The sequence below is a fragment of the Blastopirellula sediminis genome, from assembly GCF_020966755.1.
GTDB lineage: Bacteria > Planctomycetota > Planctomycetia > Pirellulales > Pirellulaceae > Blastopirellula > Blastopirellula sediminis.
Genome location: NZ_JAJKFT010000010.1, coordinates 924,756 through 940,504, shown reverse-complemented (window position 1 = coordinate 940,504; position 15,749 = coordinate 924,756). Strand labels below are relative to the sequence as shown.

Below are 15,749 nucleotides of genomic sequence, written 5' to 3'. Positions count from 1 at the left end.
GAATCCTATGCGCCGTTATCTTCTTTCTTCCCTCAGCGCGTTGCTGCTGTTGTTGGTCGCCTCCACAGGCTTCGCGCAGGGGATTGTCGTCCAAAATCCGTCGGCGGCGCCGAAGATTTCGTTGGATGCGGCACTCGCTTCGGTTCGTTGGCAAGGTCGCGTTCCTTCGGCGGCGAGCCTTGGCGATAAGACGCCGGTCGTGCTGGTCTATGCGTCGTGGTGCCCCAAGTGCAACGTCTGGTCGCCCGAGATGTTCGCCCAGATCAACAAAGCGATCCAAGACAAGCCGGTGGTGCTGTTCGCGATCAACGCGGACGAAAACACCCGCGGCGTAAACTACGCGCTAGAACGGAATCTCATCGGTCCGAACATCTTCCACGGCGACGATCCGACCATCGTCCAGCGGATGGGTTTCGAGAGCGAACTCTTCTACTATTCGATGTTTGAAGACGGCATGCAAACCAACCGCATGCAGGCCGGCGCCTATTACAAACGCCCCGACGGCACGCAGCATTACGCCATCGCGCGGGAGATCGAAGCGGACAAGAAGGGAACCTTCTCGGTCATCAAGCCGGACCAGTCGGCAGGCCTGAAACAAATCTTGTGGCCGGCCGAACTCGGGGGCAAGCTCGACGAACGTTCGCTGCTCTCGATGCGAAAGAATCTGGACGAGTCGCTGACCAACGAATTCAACAGCGCGATCGTCGACTATCTCAACAACCAGATCGAAAAGATCAAACTCTCCCGCAGCGGAACGGTCCCCGAACAGATCGCCGGCTACGAACAAGCGAGCAAACTCGCGAACGATTTCAAATCGACGTCGCAAGGAAAAGCGTGCCGCGAGCTGGTCGAAAAACTGGACGAAGACAAAGCCTTCCAAGACGAGGTCCTCGCCAAAAACCTCTACGACCAAGGCCGAGCCCGAGCCAAATCGGCCGTCGATCTCCGCCGGCAGATGGGGCGAATTGTGAGCCGGTATCCTGATTCTTATTATGGGCAGGAAGCGCAGAAAGCGATTGCGGCTACGCAGTAGGAAGCCGACTTCTAATGACGAATAAGGCCCGTGGATGATCCGTCATCCTCGAAACGCGCTACAAGCCTTAGACATGGTCTTTCCCTCGTTGTGGAGCGAGAGCCCATTGCCGCCGCTCAGAACAGCCGCGTTGAGGCGCGAAGCGTGCTGGCTGGCGGTCACCAATTCTAGAGAACATCGATAAGACCGCGACGGCGAGATGTCCCCCGCAGATTCGGCGGCTGCCCCTTTTCCCCTATTTTTTCTGCTAGCTGACAGCGGCGGGGTCAGCTAGGGCGGCGATTGCGATTTAAGCTTTACCCAAACCTGAAATTCGCTTATCAATTCACCTCCTGAGCCCGACAATCGCCGCAATCGGGACTGTTTTCGCATCTCTGTGGGGTTGGGGTGAAGTCGATGCGTCGTATTCATGGCAAACGAGCCCTGGTCACCGGCGCGGCAAGCGGGATCGGACGCTCGATCGCGATGCAATTGGCTCGGGAGGGCGTTCATCTTGCCCTGCTTGACCACAACGAGGTTGAGTTGAAGCAACTCGACGCCAAGGCCCTGGGAATCGACGCTGAGCCGTTACATCTGATCTGCGACTTGCGTGACCGTGAGCAGATCCAGGAAGCCGTACAACAACTGATCCGACACTGGCAAGGCGTCGACATCTTGATCAACAACGCCGGCGTCGCCTACTACGGCTCGACGCACGCGATGTCCCAAGATGAGTGGCAGCAAATTCTCGGCGTTAACTTGTTGGCGCCCGTCGAACTCACACGCTTGCTGCTCCCTTATTTGCTTGCCGAACCCGAAGCGCACATCGTCAATGTTTCGAGTATGTACGGACATCTGGCGACGAATCGAAGTACGGCATACCACTTGACCAAATTTGGCCTGGTCGGCTTTAGCGAAGCGTTGCGAGCCGAATACGCGCGGAGCGGATTGGGAGTCACGTCGCTCTGCCCTGGCTTTGTCGCCACTGGCCTTTTTTCGTCGATGACGTCCAGTACCGACCGAGAAGCTCAGCCGCCCGCTTGGATCTGCACCTCCTCTGAATATGTGGCGTCCTTGACGATCCGTGCGATCCGTCGAAATCAGCGGACGGTGTTCGTCGGCTGGCTTGCACGCTTGGCTTGCTTCGTTCGCCGCGTCTGGCCGGGTTTGTTCGACCAGTTCTACCGCTTGCGCCGCCCGGAGTTCTTCAAGCGTCGCATTTTCGCTCCCGTGAGACAACTAATCGATTCCCGCTCATGAGTATTCTCAAGAGAGTCTGTGTGATCGGCGCCGGCTCGTCCGGAATCGTGGCCGCCAAATCGCTTCAACAGCAAGGCGTTCCCTTCGACTGTTTTGAATTGGGGTCGGGCGTCGGCGGTGTGTGGCGTTACGACAACGACAGTGGATTGTCGCCAGCTTATCGCTCGTTGCATATCAACACGTCTCGGCAGCGGATGTGCTTCTCCGACTTCCCGATGCCTGCGGATTATCCCGACTTCCCGCACCACAGTCTCATCCTTCGGTACTTTGAAAACTACGTCGACCATTTTGACATTCGCCGTAACATTCGCTTTCGAACTCGCGTTGAGAGCGTTCGGCCGCTAGTCGATGGCTGCTGGGAGGTAACGACTCGGCAGGGAGAATCCCCCTCGATCACAACGCGGTACCAGGCCGTAATCGTGGCGAATGGGCATCATTGGAAACCGCGTTGGCCAAACTTCGCTGGCGAGTTTCGCGGTCGCGTTATGCACTCGCACGAATACCGCACGCCGGACGATTACCAGGGGCAGCGCGTGGTCGTCGTCGGCATAGGAAACTCGGGATGCGATATTGCCTGCGAGCTATCGCGGGCGGCGGACCGAGTGTTTCTTTCCACACGCCGCGGAGCGCATGTCATCCCCAAGTATCTTTTGGGCAAGCCGCTGGATCACCTGGCGCCGTCTTGGATGTGGCGTTATCTGCCGTTTCGCGTATTTCAAAGATTGTTTGAGGCCGCGCTCCGGATTTCACGCGGCAAGCTGAAACGATATGGCCTGCCGCAGCCCGAGCATCGGATTCTCGAGGAGCATCCCACGATCTCTTCCGATTTGTTCAACCAACTTGGACACGGTGAGATCAGCATCAAGCCGCAACTCACGCGTCTGGACCACGACCACGTCGAATTTTCGGATGGCAGTCGCGAGCAGGTCGATACGATCATTTACGCGACCGGCTACGACATTGCGTTCCCCTTCCTTCGCCAGGATTTACTCGATACGAGCGACAATTCGGTCCGTCTTTATCGGCGTGTGGTGCATCCCAACTACCACAACCTCTTCTTCGTCGGTCTGATTCAGCCCTGGGGCGCAATTATGCCGCTGGCCGAGGAGCAGTCTCTCTGGGTGGCCGAAATGCTCGCAGGCGCGAGCGGCTTGCCAGCTCAAGCGGTAATGGATCAGGAGATGGACGACTACGCGCGCAAGTTGCAAAAGCGTTACGCAAGCTCGCCTCGGCACACGATTCAGGTCGACTTCTACGCCTATTTGGACGAAATCCGCAAGGAGCGTCGTCTAGGCCGTCGCTATCCAGCGCTGCGCTTGCCAAAGCTCATTGATTCGGACGCCGCGAGAGCCGCTTAGCTCACATTAGCGGAAGAAGGCGCTGTCGCACGTGATCGTGCCGCCTGGCGATGACATGCGGTCAGGGAAGAGCCAGACCGCCAAGAGAGAAAAAGTATCCCCGAGTGGATTCGAACCACTAACCTTCGGCTTCGGAGGCCGACACTCTATCCAATTGAGCTACGGGGACGTGTTGTTTGCGATTATAGCCCGCGCTTTGGGGCGGCGGGAAGCGGCGGGGGGAATTTTCGGGCCGTGGACTTGTTGTTCCCCCCTGCTCTACTCGATCGAGACGAAAATCTCGACCGTTTCCGGCGACTGGTCGTCGTAACGCTCGAAGTCGGTCGTGTAGGCTCGGCGGTGCGGGCTCTGGGGGAAGTAGGCCGCGATTTGTCGCCAGGCTTTGATGACCGCTTCGGGCTGTTTCCCCTTGGCCTGGAACTTCAGGTATTTGCCAGGGGCGATCGTCGTCGTTTCCAGCTTGTCGCTGGGAGGCTCTTCGACGGCGCCGCCGACCAGCAGCGCGTAGTCGCCGTCGCTTTGCTTCTGGTAATTGTGATAGACGGCGTAGCGGGGCGAAGGGTTCGGCAGGAGGTCGCCGATTTTTTCGGAGAAGTAGCGATTGTAAAGCTGGCGGATCTTGCCGGTCAGCGAGTTCGTCTCGTTCAGGTTGTTGGTGCTGACCTTGAGGCCGGCGATCGTCTGGGCGTCAACTTCGACCACTTCGGGATCGAGCGTCGCCGCTTCGTTTACCGGCGCGGCAGTGGTCGTTGGCGATGACTTGGGATCGGCCGCCTTGGGAGGTTCGGCGTCGGCCGGGGACGCGTCGCTTTCGACGCTGACGTGGATCAGCGAGTCTTGTAGTTCCAATACGCCGATCGCCGACGAGATCCAGAGCGGGATCGTCACCAGCCCGACGACGGTGGTCGCGATCGTTACCCGGAGCGCGATGCGAGGCTCGCCGCCGTAGAGTCGCGTGAGCACAATTGGAAAGACGGCGGCCGGCATCGCCGCTTCGATCGCGGCGACTTGCTTCAGTTCGCGCGAGATCGGCAGCATCGCGGCGGCCATCAGATAGAAGACCGGGAAGATGCCGCAGCGGAGCAGCACCGCCAGGCCGGCGGTTCCCCAAAAGCTTTCGCTCTTGCCGTTGGTCGCATCGCCGCCGGTGATCTGATCGAAGAAGTTGGCCCCGATCAGCAGCATCATCATCGGGATCGCCGCCGTGCTGAGGGTCTTCATCACCTGGAGGATCATTTCGGGAATGTAAGGTCCCAATCCCAGGAAGTTAACCGCGAGGGCGACGACGATCGTGATGCTGGGAGGATTGGCGACATGCTTCCACCATCCCTTGGAGAGTCCGCCGGCGACCAGACCGACGCAGATCGTCCAAATGGCGAGTTCGACGCCGACGTTGTGCAGGAACAACACGCCGAGGGCGTCCTTGCCGAACAGGTTCTCGACAAGCGGCAGCGGCACGAAGCCGTAGTTGAAGATCCCGACGCAGACGCCGAACGAGCTGTAGGTTTTGGCGTCGAGCATGCCGGTAAAGCGACCGGTCACCCGTCCGATCCAAGCGGCGATCAGCGTGCCGGCGGCGACGCTGAGGAAACCGAACAGCGGCGGCATGAAGATATTGGTGGCGTTGTCGAACGCAGGATTGCCGACGACCGAGCGAAAGATCAGGCAGGGAACCAACACGCGGATGCAGAGCTTCAGCATCCCCTCATCCGCTTCGCGGGTGAGCCAGCCGAGATGCCGCGCCGTTCCCCCAATCGACATCACCAGAAAGACGGCGATGGTGAGACCCAGGATGGTTGGTATTTGATCGATCATGGCTATGGTCAGAATAGTTCCCTTTCCGTAGCTTCACAACGGCGCCTTGGCGGTTGCCAGCATGTGGGTAACCGTCGAAGATAAAGGGACCTAGGTGACTCTGTTTTTCTCCACAAGACGAAGGAAATTCGCTTGAACAGCGAATCATCTCCTAACGAAACGATCGGCATCGTTGTCGTCGATCATGGGAGCCGACGCGCGGCTAGCAACGAATTGCTGCTGGATGTGGTGCAGCTCTTCCGCCAAACGACGGGGCGCGAGATCGTGGAAGCGGCCCACATGGAATTGGCCGAACCGTCGATCGCCGCCGCTTTCGCGAAGTGCGTCGCTCAGGGCGCGAACCTGGTGATCGTCCATCCCTACTTCTTGTCGCCGGGACGGCATTGGAGCGAAGATATCCCGCGGCTGGCCGCCGAAGCGGCCGCTGCCCATCCCGGCGTCCGGCACCTGGTGACTGCACCGCTTGGTTTACATACCAAGATGGCGGAGATCATGGCCGAGCGGATCGACGTCTGTCTGGCTCGCTGCCGTGGCGAAGAGGTTTCGTGCGGGGTCTGTGACGAACAGACGCGTTGCCGTCTGCTTGAGTGACGTCGCTGCTGTACTTTCGGTCGCTGATCCTTTAAGTTGCGCCTCCGCAAACCGCTTTCCACCCTTCCCTGCGAGAGAGAATCATGCCCGCGATTTCGATTGTTCCTGGCCAAACGAAGATCGGCTGGATTGGTACCGGCGTGATGGGCTCCAGCATGTGCGGCCATCTGATCGACGCCGGGTTCTCGGCGACGGTCTACAACCGGACGAAAGCGAAAGCCGAGGGGCTGCTGAGCAAAGGGGCTAAGTGGGGCGATACGCCCAAAGCGGTCGCCGAAGCGAGCGACGTCGTCTTCGCGATCGTGGGATTTCCGCACGACGTGCGGCACGTGATCCTGGGAGAGGAAGGTGTTTTGGCGGGGTCGAAAGCAGGAAACGTGATCGTCGACATGACGACCAGCGAGCCGTCGTTGGCGGTCCATATCGCGGAAATCGCCGCAGAAAAGGGAGTCGTGAGCGTTGACGCGCCGGTTTCTGGGGGCGACATCGGCGCGAAGGAAGCCCGGCTGTCGATCATGATCGGCGGCGACGAAGAGGTCGTTACCGCGCTGAATCCCTGCTGGGAAGCGATGGGGAAAACGATCGTCCGCCAAGGTGGACCCGGCGCCGGTCAGCACACCAAGATGGTCAACCAGACGCTGATCGCCTCGGGGATGATCGCGGTCTGCGAAGGGCTCCTCTACGGCTACAAGGCGGGACTCGATTTGGAGACGGTCCTAAAGTCGGTCGGCTCGGGCGCTGCCGGCAGTTGGTCGCTGACCAATCTGGCTCCGCGGATCATCGCCAATAACTTTGACCCTGGCTTTTTCGTCGAGCATTTCGTCAAGGATATGGGTATCGCGCTGGCCGAAGCGCGACGGATGGGAATCGCGCTGCCGGGGCTGGCGCTGGCCGAGCAGCTCTATCAGGGGGTGAAAGCTCAAGGGCATGGCCGAGACGGAACCCAGGCCCTCTTTTTGGCTCTATCACAGCTGAGCGGCGTCGATTGGAAGAACCGATAAGCGGCCGTTGACCCAAAAGCCAGAAAGCATGGGTTAATTTCCCGCAAAAACGGTCTACCCCTGCCGGATGGTCTATCTGCGAAGAATCTGCGTGCGCCCGTCGATATAAGGGCGGTGCGCCCATTTGCCCCGGATTTCGGGGGGCGCGAGAAGTTGTTCAATTGGTTGAACCAAAGGGGCGACTCGCCTATCCTTATACGTTGCAATCAATACGGCTGGGGTCGCCAGGGGCGATCCCAATTCTTTCTGTTACTGCTACCGGAGTTAATTTAGGTGAACGCTACTACCGCGACCGACACGGGACTGATGCTTGGCGCCGACATCATGATCGAATCGTTGGTACGGCACGGCGTAGACGTCATCTTCGCCTATCCGGGCGGTTGCAGCATGCCGCTGCACCAGTCGCTGACGCGCTACAAAGACAAGATCCGCACGATCCTGCCGCGGCATGAACAAGGTGGCGGTTTCGCCGCCCAAGGGGTCGCCCGCACGACCGGCAAAGTGGGCGTCTGCATGGCGACCAGCGGTCCCGGCGCTACGAACCTGGTGACGGCGATCGCCGACGCCAAGCTCGACAGCATTCCGATGGTCGCGATCACCGCTCAGGTGCCGCGAGCCGTCATCGGCTCCGACGCGTTCCAGGAAACGCCGATCGTCGAAGTTTGTCGCGGCATCACCAAGCATCACTACTTGGTCACCGACATCGCCGACCTGACCCGGATCATGAAGGAAGCGTTCCACATCGCTTCGACCGGTCGTCCGGGCCCGGTGCTGATCGACATTCCGAAAGATGTCCAGCTGGAGCAGATCGTTCCCGATTGGGACTGCCCGATGAATCTGCCGGGCTACAACCTGGAAACGCGCATCGCCAAGCCGGAACAGATCAAGCAGATCGCGGCGGCGATCAAGCGGGCCAAGCGTCCGATGATCTACGCCGGCGGCGGGATCATCACTTCCGGCGCGTCGGATGAACTGCGTGAACTGGTCGCCAAGACCGGTATTCCGATCACCACCACGGTGATGGGTTTGGGGACGTATCCAGGCGACGACGCCCTGAGCATGGACATGCTGGGGATGCACGGCACGGTCTACGCCAACTACGCGGTGCAGCACTGCGACCTGTTGATCTCGCTCGGCGTTCGTTTTGACGATCGCGTGACCGGCAAACTGGCCGAATTCGCCAAGGGCGCCAAGATCATCCACATCGACATTGATCCGTCCGAGATCAACAAGAACAAGCTGGCTCACTTCCCGGTCGTCAGCGACCTGAAGCCGGCGCTGCGGATGCTCAACGACGTTGTGGAGAAGCCGGAAGACATTTCGGAATGGGTCGCCCAGTGTGCGAAGTGGAAGAAAGACGAGCCGCTGAAGTACGACACGTCGTTTGACGGCATTCTGCAGCAGCACGCGATTTCGGAACTGAACGCCCTGTGCAAAGAACGGGACACGATCATCTCGGTCGGCGTCGGTCAGCACCAGATGTGGGCCGCGCAGTTCTACAAGTTCACCAAGCCTCGCACGTGGCTCAGCAGCAGCGGTCTCGGCACGATGGGCTTCGGCCTGCCGGCGGCGATGGGAGCTCAAGCGGCTTTCCCGAACGCCCTCTGCATCGACATCGAAGGGGACGGCAGCTTCACGATGAACATCCAAGAGCTGGCGACCTGCTACTGCGAAAAGCTGCCGGTCAAAGTGATGCTGCTCAACAATCAGCACCTTGGCATGGTGGTGCAGTGGGAAGATCGCTTCATGGCCGGCAACCGCGCTCACACCTACCTCGGTCCGGTCGATCATCCGGAAGCGACCGGCGACGGCTCGGAGCGTTACGCGGCCGAACGTTACCCCGACTTCGTGAAGATCGCCAAGGGCTTTGGTTGCGGCGGCGCCACCGTCAGCCGCAAAGCCGATTTGCGAGCGGCGCTCGAAGAGATGATCAACTACGATGGCCCGTACGTCCTGGACGTGCAGGTTCCGTATCAGGAACAAGTGTTGCCGATGATTCCGTCGGGCATGACGGTCAACGACATCATCAAAGAGTAAGCGGGCATTCCGCTGCAATCGAACGACAACGTGAAAAGCTGGTCCGCAGGGACCAGCTTTTTTTGCGCGCATTTTCTATCGTTGATACGCCGCTTATTTGTTCGCAAAGTAACTTCGTGGTCCAGAGCTTTTGGGGAACAAATTTGAAACAATGGATGAGGTTTCCGAGTTGATTAGTTAACGCATCCTTGATGCGTGACAATTGGTAGCATTGTGCATGAGCAAGCTGGACTTCACGGCTGTAGAAGTGCAAGCCGAAAAAGAAGCAGGGGGAATTGATCCGACTTACTTGGGATCGCGTAAAGCGGTGGAGAAATCGGTCCATTTGTAGTTTTTCCGCAAAAGGCGTATGGCCAAACCCGTGCGCGATTGTGGCAGATCTCGCTCCCCTGAAGGCTGGGTTTGCGCAGTAAGGGATGGAATTGTGCGGAAATTCAGGTTTTTGCCCAATGTAATCGTATGCTATAGTTGTCGTGCATTCCGATAACACGTCTCATTACACCTTCCACTTGTCGCAATTAATCGCGCGTCTCTACAATCAGCACGTCACGACTTCGGTTTCTGGCATAGCAGGACGTCAGAAGCCACCTCGCAAAGTTTCTTTGCGTAGCGAAGCATGATGCGGCGTTGCTAGAGATGGCAAAGCTATGGGCAGCACACTATCGGCATAGAAGGCAGCGCAGGAGAACTGCGCGGCGTGAGACATTTTGCCCGTAGCTGGAAGTCCATGACGAACGTCCCATCGCTTTACCTCGTTGACGACGAGATGCCGGTGATAGATTCGCTTCAACGGTTGGTTGAATCGATCTCGCTGCCGCTCGTCTCGATCCAAAGAAACGAACAACTTCTCGGCCTCCTTCAACCGGGGTCCTGCGGTTGCCTGTTGCTAAAACTAAACGCTGAACACATCGGCCTGCTCCGACACGTTCGCACCTTGCCGGTTTCGATAGAGGCGGTCTTTCTGACCGATGTCGCCGACGTTTCGCTTGTCGTGCAGGCGATGCATTTGGGCGCGACGACCGTGTTGAAAAAGCCGTGCCGCAGCGAAGAACTGCTGGCCGCGATTCGGACGGCCGTTGGAGCCGCTTATTCTCGGCAGCAGAAGCAAGAGCAATGCGACGCCGGTCGGCGAAAGCTGAAGAACTTGACCAAGGAAGAGTCGCATGTGATGCGGCTGATGATCGCCGGTCGAACGAATCAGGAGATCGCCGACCAGATCCAGCTGAGCCTGCGGACGGTGCAATTCCGTCGCTCCAGCATCTTTCGCAAGCTCAAGATCTCGACCAAGTCCCGGCTGTTTGATTTGGCCGTAACGACCGGGCTGTTGGGCGAACTGGTTGCTGACGTCCCGCTGATGCCGGTTCATTCGGGTGAAGAAGCGGCGTCGACCCGCGGCAGCGACTAAGAGCGGAACTCGCAGAGACGCGAACAGGGCGTCTCTCGCCCCAAGCTAGCATCCATTTTACGAGCGCGCCCAGTACCGCAAATCGCTTGTCGTTCGCTCGAATCGGCGTCATCATCAAAGGATGGCGTTTGTCGATGCTAGAAGGTCCGCTCGTATGCCCGAACTGAATCCATACGCGTCGCCGCAAGCGGTAGAATCAGGCGAACTGATTCGGGCCGAATGTCCGTCTGGTTTCATTTGGAGCGGATTCGTCGATCGCTATCAGTTTCAAGTGGCGCCCTCCGACACGCTTTCGCAGCGGATCGTCGACTTCTACAAGGGCGTTGGATTTCACCGCACGAGTCACGCCCCGGGTCTTCATTTCCGCCGCGGTCATCTATGGGGAAGTCTAATCGGCGCCGAATCGCGAGCGCGACAAACGTTGTGCGTCGAGTTGACGCCCCGTTCGCAAACGGTGGTCCTGGTGACGTTGCAATACGACGTCGATTTCTACTTCGCCATTCGGTACAAGCCGCAGTGGACCCTCTCTCCCTTCCGCGAAGCGGTCCGTTTGGCGCGTACGCTCGACGCGCTGAACTGGGAGTAGCGCTCGGCGTCAGGGCGCGGCGACGACGCGATGATTGAAGATCCGGACGCCGCCGATTTCGCGAATCTGCAAGAGCAGGTTCGTACCCAGCAGATCGGCGCCATTCGGAATTCGGTAGGTGACGGTCTTCCGCCCCCGCGACATGTTCGTCACGCGCGTTTGCATCCGTTTACGCCCCGGGGCGAACAGCATGCAGTCGAAGGTCGAGAAGTCGTCGTCCTGTTTGAGCAGTTCCGCTTCAATGACCAGGTCGCCGGTCGCTTCGTCGAGATGGCAGGAAGACTCTACGTTCAGCATCCCGCTGCCGATCAAGATGCGGCGATAGACGCTGAACTTGTAGGTCTTGTCCGCTTCGATTTCAAAATCGAGCCGCACGCGCTGGTAACCGCTCGAAGCGTCGTTGCGGAGCAAGATGCTGAGCATGTTGGCGTATTCGCCGCCGAGCGACAATTTGAACGGCGTCACGTCCGGCGTGATTTCCCAGACGTCGGGACCGACGATTCGCACGACGCCGCTCAGGCTTTGCGGAAACTCGTTCTTCGTCGACAGCTTTAGACGTTGGGGAATGCCGAAATTGCTGCTGAGCACCGCCGGGTCAAACTGGCAGCTCATCCGCATCTTGGCGACCGACTCGTTCATGCCGACGATAAACATCGGAATTGGTCCGACCTCGATCACCTGGCGATGTTCGTCCTGCGTCGGCTTCACCCGGCGGCCCCACAGGTCGACCACTTCGACGTCGTCTCCCAGGTAAATCGTCTCGGTCACCGGGCGATCGTTCCAGATCACCATCGTCGTCGAGCCGTCGCGGGTAAAGACGTGGTTGTTGCTGTCGTTGGGAAGCTGCAGTTGGCCCAAGTACGTCGCGCCGGAGATCATCTGCGCGGTCGTTCGCCACGGGAGGAGCAATTCGCTCGGCGAACCGTCTTCGTTCATTACGCCATATTCATGATCGAACGGGCGCGGAATGAAGACCGCTTCGGCATGGTGGATCTTGGCCGACAGCATCTTTTCAAGCAAGTCGCGGGCTCGTTCGTTCGTCGTGTATTTGGAACGCGCCAGCGGATAGATCGTGACGAACCGCTGCGTCGGGCCCTTCGAACTATCGAGGTAAGAGCCTAGCTCGTCCTTGGTCAGCGGGATGACGTCATTGACGTCCCCGTTTTGCGGGATGATGGAATAAGCCAGGAATTCCCACGGCAGCTTGCGGGCCGACGGCGTCTCGGCCATCCATCGCCACGGCACGCCCAGGCGAATGTCTTGTCCCGACTTGCGCAGTTCGGCGTGGATCTGTTCCAGCTTCTCCAGCAAGTTGCGATAGCCGACGAAGCTGACGTCCTCATCCGAACCCAACTGCCAATAGCGGACCTTCAGCGACAACCGGGTCATCACCGGTTCGAGATAAGGTCGCCACAGAATCGGTTCGGCGAAGATGCTGGCGACCAGCAAGTTGTCGTTCTCGCCGAACAAGTAGCGGATATCCTCCGGCGGCTTGTCGACCAGCGCGATCATTTCGATATGGTTTTTCTTCAGACGTTCGGCGAACCGCGCGACTTCATTGGCGCGTTCCTTTTGGTTCTCGCCGTACCAGACCGGGAACTTGACCCAGTTCACGCCGACCTTGGTCAGCAGATTGCCCATGTTGGTCATATCGAGCGGCGCTTCGCCGTCGCGGAGCGACCAGCCGAATTCGCCGGTCGACGGAGGAAGTTCGTCCGGGACGACCGCAACCGAAATCACGCGGCGATGCATCAGCCCTGTGCTGCCGATCATGGTGGCGTGGATCTCATAGAACCCGTACTGCGTGATCGGCGGCTTCCAGTCCATCTTGCCGGCGTAGCCGATGTCCCAATTGACGGTCGCCTGCGCCTGCTTCCCGAATAACTCGGACGCCAGATTCGATTTGCGGGCGACCACTTTGCCGTTCAAGCGGCTTTCCATCTTGGCGAGCGACTGCCGGCCGACGTCGACCAGCTCAAACACGATCCGCGGATCGCGCTCGACGATGCCGGATACTTCGCAGATGATGTCGATATTGCTCGGGTCGGAGAAGACGTGCGTGCCGTCAGGCGTAGCGAGGGTCATCTTCGGCAAGCGAGCGAACCAGATGTCGTCAAAGAAGACGGCGCCGGTCAGGTCTTCGTCGATCTTGCCGGCCGGTTCGATATGCAGACCGATCACCGCCATCGCGACGTCGGTCGATACGGGCGCGACCGGCCCGACGCGCAGTTTGATCCAACCGCCGGTTTCGCGGAAACGCTCGGAGTAGAACGTCTCGATCGGTTGCTCTTTGGCGTCGAAGAAGGTGATCGAGAGAAACGCTTTGTCGTACTTCAGCCCTTCGGTCCGCATCCGCGCTTCGAGAACGTAGCTGAAGATTTCTCGCGCTTCGATCGGCGGGCTATAGATCGCCGCCGAGCCGCCGTCGAGCGACATCTTCAGCGAGCGATCGCCGACCGCCGAGTCCTCTTCGGTGACTTTGATATCAAGATAGCGCGGAAAACCGACTCCGCCGCGACGCGTCCATTGATCGGGCCATTCGTCGTAATTGAGGTCGAAGTTTTGCGAAAAGTCGCAATGGTAGAGCTGGATCGCTTCGGGATGGCGCGCGTCGATCGGAGCCTCGGCCTGAGGCATCGCGGCGAGCAACAACGGCAGCAGCAAAAGCGAATTCATATCGCACAAGGGCGCAAAAGGAGCGAAAATCGGCGCTGCACGTAAATGCTGGGCGCAAAGGTACTTGAAAACTTGGCTTATTCCACGGATAAAGCCAGACGGACCTGTCGCCGGCAAGCTGCGGCAGTCCCTTTTTGTATCCGACAATCCTGACAATCGCGACAATCGTTATGTTTCGTTTCGGCGTTCAACTTCGCTCCCTCCGTCTTCCGGTCCGCAAAGCGCTGCAAGTCGCTTCGGAGCTGGGGGCTCGCGGCGTCGAAATTGACCTCCGCACCGAGATTCTCCCCCGCGAATTGTCGCAAACGGGGATTCGCCAGTTTCGGAAACTGCTCGACGATTTGAATCTGAAGATCTCCGCCGCGAGTTATCCGACGCGCCGCGGTTACAACGATTCGGACGATTTGGAGCGACGGATCGCCGCGACCAAAGAGGCGATCGACTGCGCCTACAAACTGGGCGCCCCACTTTTGACCAATCACATCGGTCGCATTCCGGCCGAAGAGACCGACGAGAAGTTCACGCTGCTGCGGGACGTGATGTCCGAAATTGGGCGTTACGCTCATCAAAACGGCGTCTTTATGACGGCCAAAACGGGGCCGCAATCGGCCGAAGATCTTAATCGCTTGCTCAACGTTTTGCCCGATGGACTCTTGGGAGTCGAGTTCGATCCAGGGGCGCTGATCGTTAACGGATTCTCCGCACGCGAGTCGCTCGAAGTGCTGCTGAAGCATGTGCGACATGTGGTTGCCCGCGACGGCGTCCGCGATCTGGCGATCGGCCGCGGCATCGAAGTCGAACTTGGTCGAGGCTCGGCCGATTTCCCGATGTTGCTGACGCTGCTGGATGACGCCAGCTATAACGGCTATCTCACCGTCGTGCGCGAGAACCCCGAGTATCCGCTCGCCGAGGTCGAGCAGTCGCTCGAGTATCTGCGCCAATTGGTTCCGCACGCTGGTTAGTGCGTTATCTCACCGTCGACTTCGATCCAAGTATGACGATCATGTCGAGAGAAGTCGCCCGTTTGGTGGGGGACGCGCTGCGCGTGTTTCTTTTGCGGTGAATTCGCCGCTGCTGGTGCGGAAAACCACATCGCTGGGAAGTGGACTTCTTTCCTAAGGAGGCGAACAATTGAGGCGTCGAAGGAAATGACCGCAAGATTTTTGCCCGAACGAATGCGGCCCGTTCTATTTGACGTTTCCCGCACTAGGCGATCCCGGCCGGCAATTCCCCCAAGTTTGCCCCCGCTGGCCGGATCGCCTTTTTTTGTTTCTTGCCTGCAAAAGAAAGAAATAGAACACGGACGCCACGGCGAAGAGCACGGAAAGAAACGCGGTAAGAAAAGAGAGTCGAGATAGCGGTTTATCCGAATCCCGCCGTAACGGAACTCGCCGACTTTTCTCACCGCCGATTCTTATTTCTTACCGTGTTTCTCCGTGATTCATCCGTGGCCTCCGTGTTCTATTCTTCTCGGAAGTTACGCCTGCAAGTAAGAACTGAGCATCCAGCGTTCTTTTTCGAGACTGACGATAAAGTCTTCGAGAATGATCACGGTGCCGGTGTCGCCGATTTCGTCGGCATGGGCGTGCACCTTTTTCACGTGCTCGTTCAGTTTGCCCATGTCGGAATACAGGTTGGCGACCATCGCTTCGGCCGACGCTTGCGAGTTGTCTTCAGTCAGCGTCGTCAGTTCGAGGAATTCGGCGAGGGTGCAAGGAGGATTAGCGCCGAGGCCGCGAATCCGTTCAGCCAACTCATCAATTCCTTCGGCCGCGGCGTCGTACAACTCTTCAAACTTGGCGTGCAGCGGAAAGAAATCTTTGCCGACGACGTTCCAGTGATAGCCGCGCAGCTTTTGATAGAAGACGGCGTAGTCGGCCAACAACTTGCCTAGTTCCTTCGCGGCGCCATGATCGCTCATTGGGGAAATCTCCAGAGGTGACGTTCTGTCGCAGGGCTCGACTTTCATCATACGACTGCGGCAATTAGGGGCCAATTGGGGCGCAGC

Annotated in this window: 12 protein-coding genes and 1 tRNA gene; 9 read left to right on the top strand and 4 right to left on the bottom strand. The window is 58.7% G+C overall.

Features of this window, described 5'->3' with window-relative positions; translation table 11 throughout:
* Window positions 1-7 precede the first annotated feature (7 nt).
* From LOC68_RS15450 to LOC68_RS15440, 3 genes are all read left to right on the top strand, one after another.
* Window positions 8-1,033, top strand: coding sequence for a TlpA family protein disulfide reductase (locus LOC68_RS15450; protein WP_230220355.1), 1,026 nt, complete (start codon window positions 8-10; stop codon window positions 1,031-1,033).
* Between the two features lie 396 nt (window positions 1,034-1,429).
* The gene (locus LOC68_RS15445) at window positions 1,430-2,272 is read left to right on the top strand and encodes an SDR family NAD(P)-dependent oxidoreductase (RefSeq protein ID WP_230220354.1); all 843 of its coding nucleotides are present in this window, start codon (window positions 1,430-1,432) and stop codon (window positions 2,270-2,272) included.
* Window positions 2,269-3,630 (top strand): flavin-containing monooxygenase, encoded by a 1,362-nt coding sequence (locus LOC68_RS15440; protein ID WP_230220353.1) that lies wholly within the window; start codon window positions 2,269-2,271, stop codon window positions 3,628-3,630. Before LOC68_RS15445 ends, LOC68_RS15440 begins: the two co-directional genes overlap by 4 nt.
* Before the next feature lie 95 nt (window positions 3,631-3,725).
* Here the strand turns inward: LOC68_RS15440 and LOC68_RS15435 are convergent.
* Window positions 3,726-3,799: transfer RNA gene (locus LOC68_RS15435), tRNA-Arg, on the bottom strand.
* A gap of 89 nt (window positions 3,800-3,888) precedes the next feature.
* Window positions 3,889-5,445 (bottom strand): AEC family transporter, encoded by a 1,557-nt coding sequence (locus LOC68_RS15430; RefSeq protein ID WP_230220352.1) that lies wholly within the window; start codon window positions 5,443-5,445, stop codon window positions 3,889-3,891.
* A 132-nt stretch (window positions 5,446-5,577) separates the two neighbouring features.
* Between LOC68_RS15430 and LOC68_RS15425 the strand changes: the two genes are divergently transcribed.
* The 5 genes from LOC68_RS15425 (at window position 5,578) to LOC68_RS15405 (ending at window position 11,065) form a co-directional block, all read left to right on the top strand.
* On the top strand, window positions 5,578-6,036 hold the full coding sequence (locus LOC68_RS15425; protein WP_230220351.1) for a CbiX/SirB N-terminal domain-containing protein: 459 nt from the start codon (window positions 5,578-5,580) through the stop codon (window positions 6,034-6,036).
* Window positions 6,037-6,119: 83 nt separating this feature from the next.
* Window positions 6,120-7,037, top strand: coding sequence for an NAD(P)-dependent oxidoreductase (locus LOC68_RS15420; protein ID WP_230220350.1), 918 nt, complete (start codon window positions 6,120-6,122; stop codon window positions 7,035-7,037).
* Window positions 7,038-7,343: 306 nt separating this feature from the next.
* On the top strand, window positions 7,344-9,074 hold the full coding sequence (ilvB, locus tag LOC68_RS15415) for a biosynthetic-type acetolactate synthase large subunit (protein WP_230225153.1): 1,731 nt from the start codon (window positions 7,344-7,346) through the stop codon (window positions 9,072-9,074).
* 727 nt (window positions 9,075-9,801) lie between these two features.
* Window positions 9,802-10,479, top strand: coding sequence for a response regulator transcription factor (locus LOC68_RS15410; RefSeq protein WP_230220349.1), 678 nt, complete (start codon window positions 9,802-9,804; stop codon window positions 10,477-10,479).
* A 154-nt stretch (window positions 10,480-10,633) separates the two neighbouring features.
* A complete protein-coding gene (locus LOC68_RS15405) occupies window positions 10,634-11,065 on the top strand; it encodes a hypothetical protein (RefSeq protein WP_230220348.1) in 432 nt (143 codons plus the stop codon).
* Between the two features lie 9 nt (window positions 11,066-11,074).
* Here the strand turns inward: LOC68_RS15405 and LOC68_RS15400 are convergent, their stop codons facing one another.
* Entirely contained in the window at window positions 11,075-13,741 is a 2,667-nt protein-coding gene (locus tag LOC68_RS15400) for a hypothetical protein (protein ID WP_230220347.1), read from the bottom strand.
* Between the two features lie 170 nt (window positions 13,742-13,911).
* Here LOC68_RS15400 and LOC68_RS15395 point away from each other — a divergent pair, with 170 nt between their 5' ends.
* Window positions 13,912-14,703 (top strand): sugar phosphate isomerase/epimerase family protein, encoded by a 792-nt coding sequence (locus LOC68_RS15395; RefSeq protein WP_230220346.1) that lies wholly within the window; start codon window positions 13,912-13,914, stop codon window positions 14,701-14,703.
* Between the two features lie 515 nt (window positions 14,704-15,218).
* Here the strand turns inward: LOC68_RS15395 and LOC68_RS15390 are convergent.
* Entirely contained in the window at window positions 15,219-15,662 is a 444-nt protein-coding gene (locus tag LOC68_RS15390) for a Dps family protein (protein WP_230220344.1), read from the bottom strand.
* Window positions 15,663-15,749: the final 87 nt, after the last annotated feature.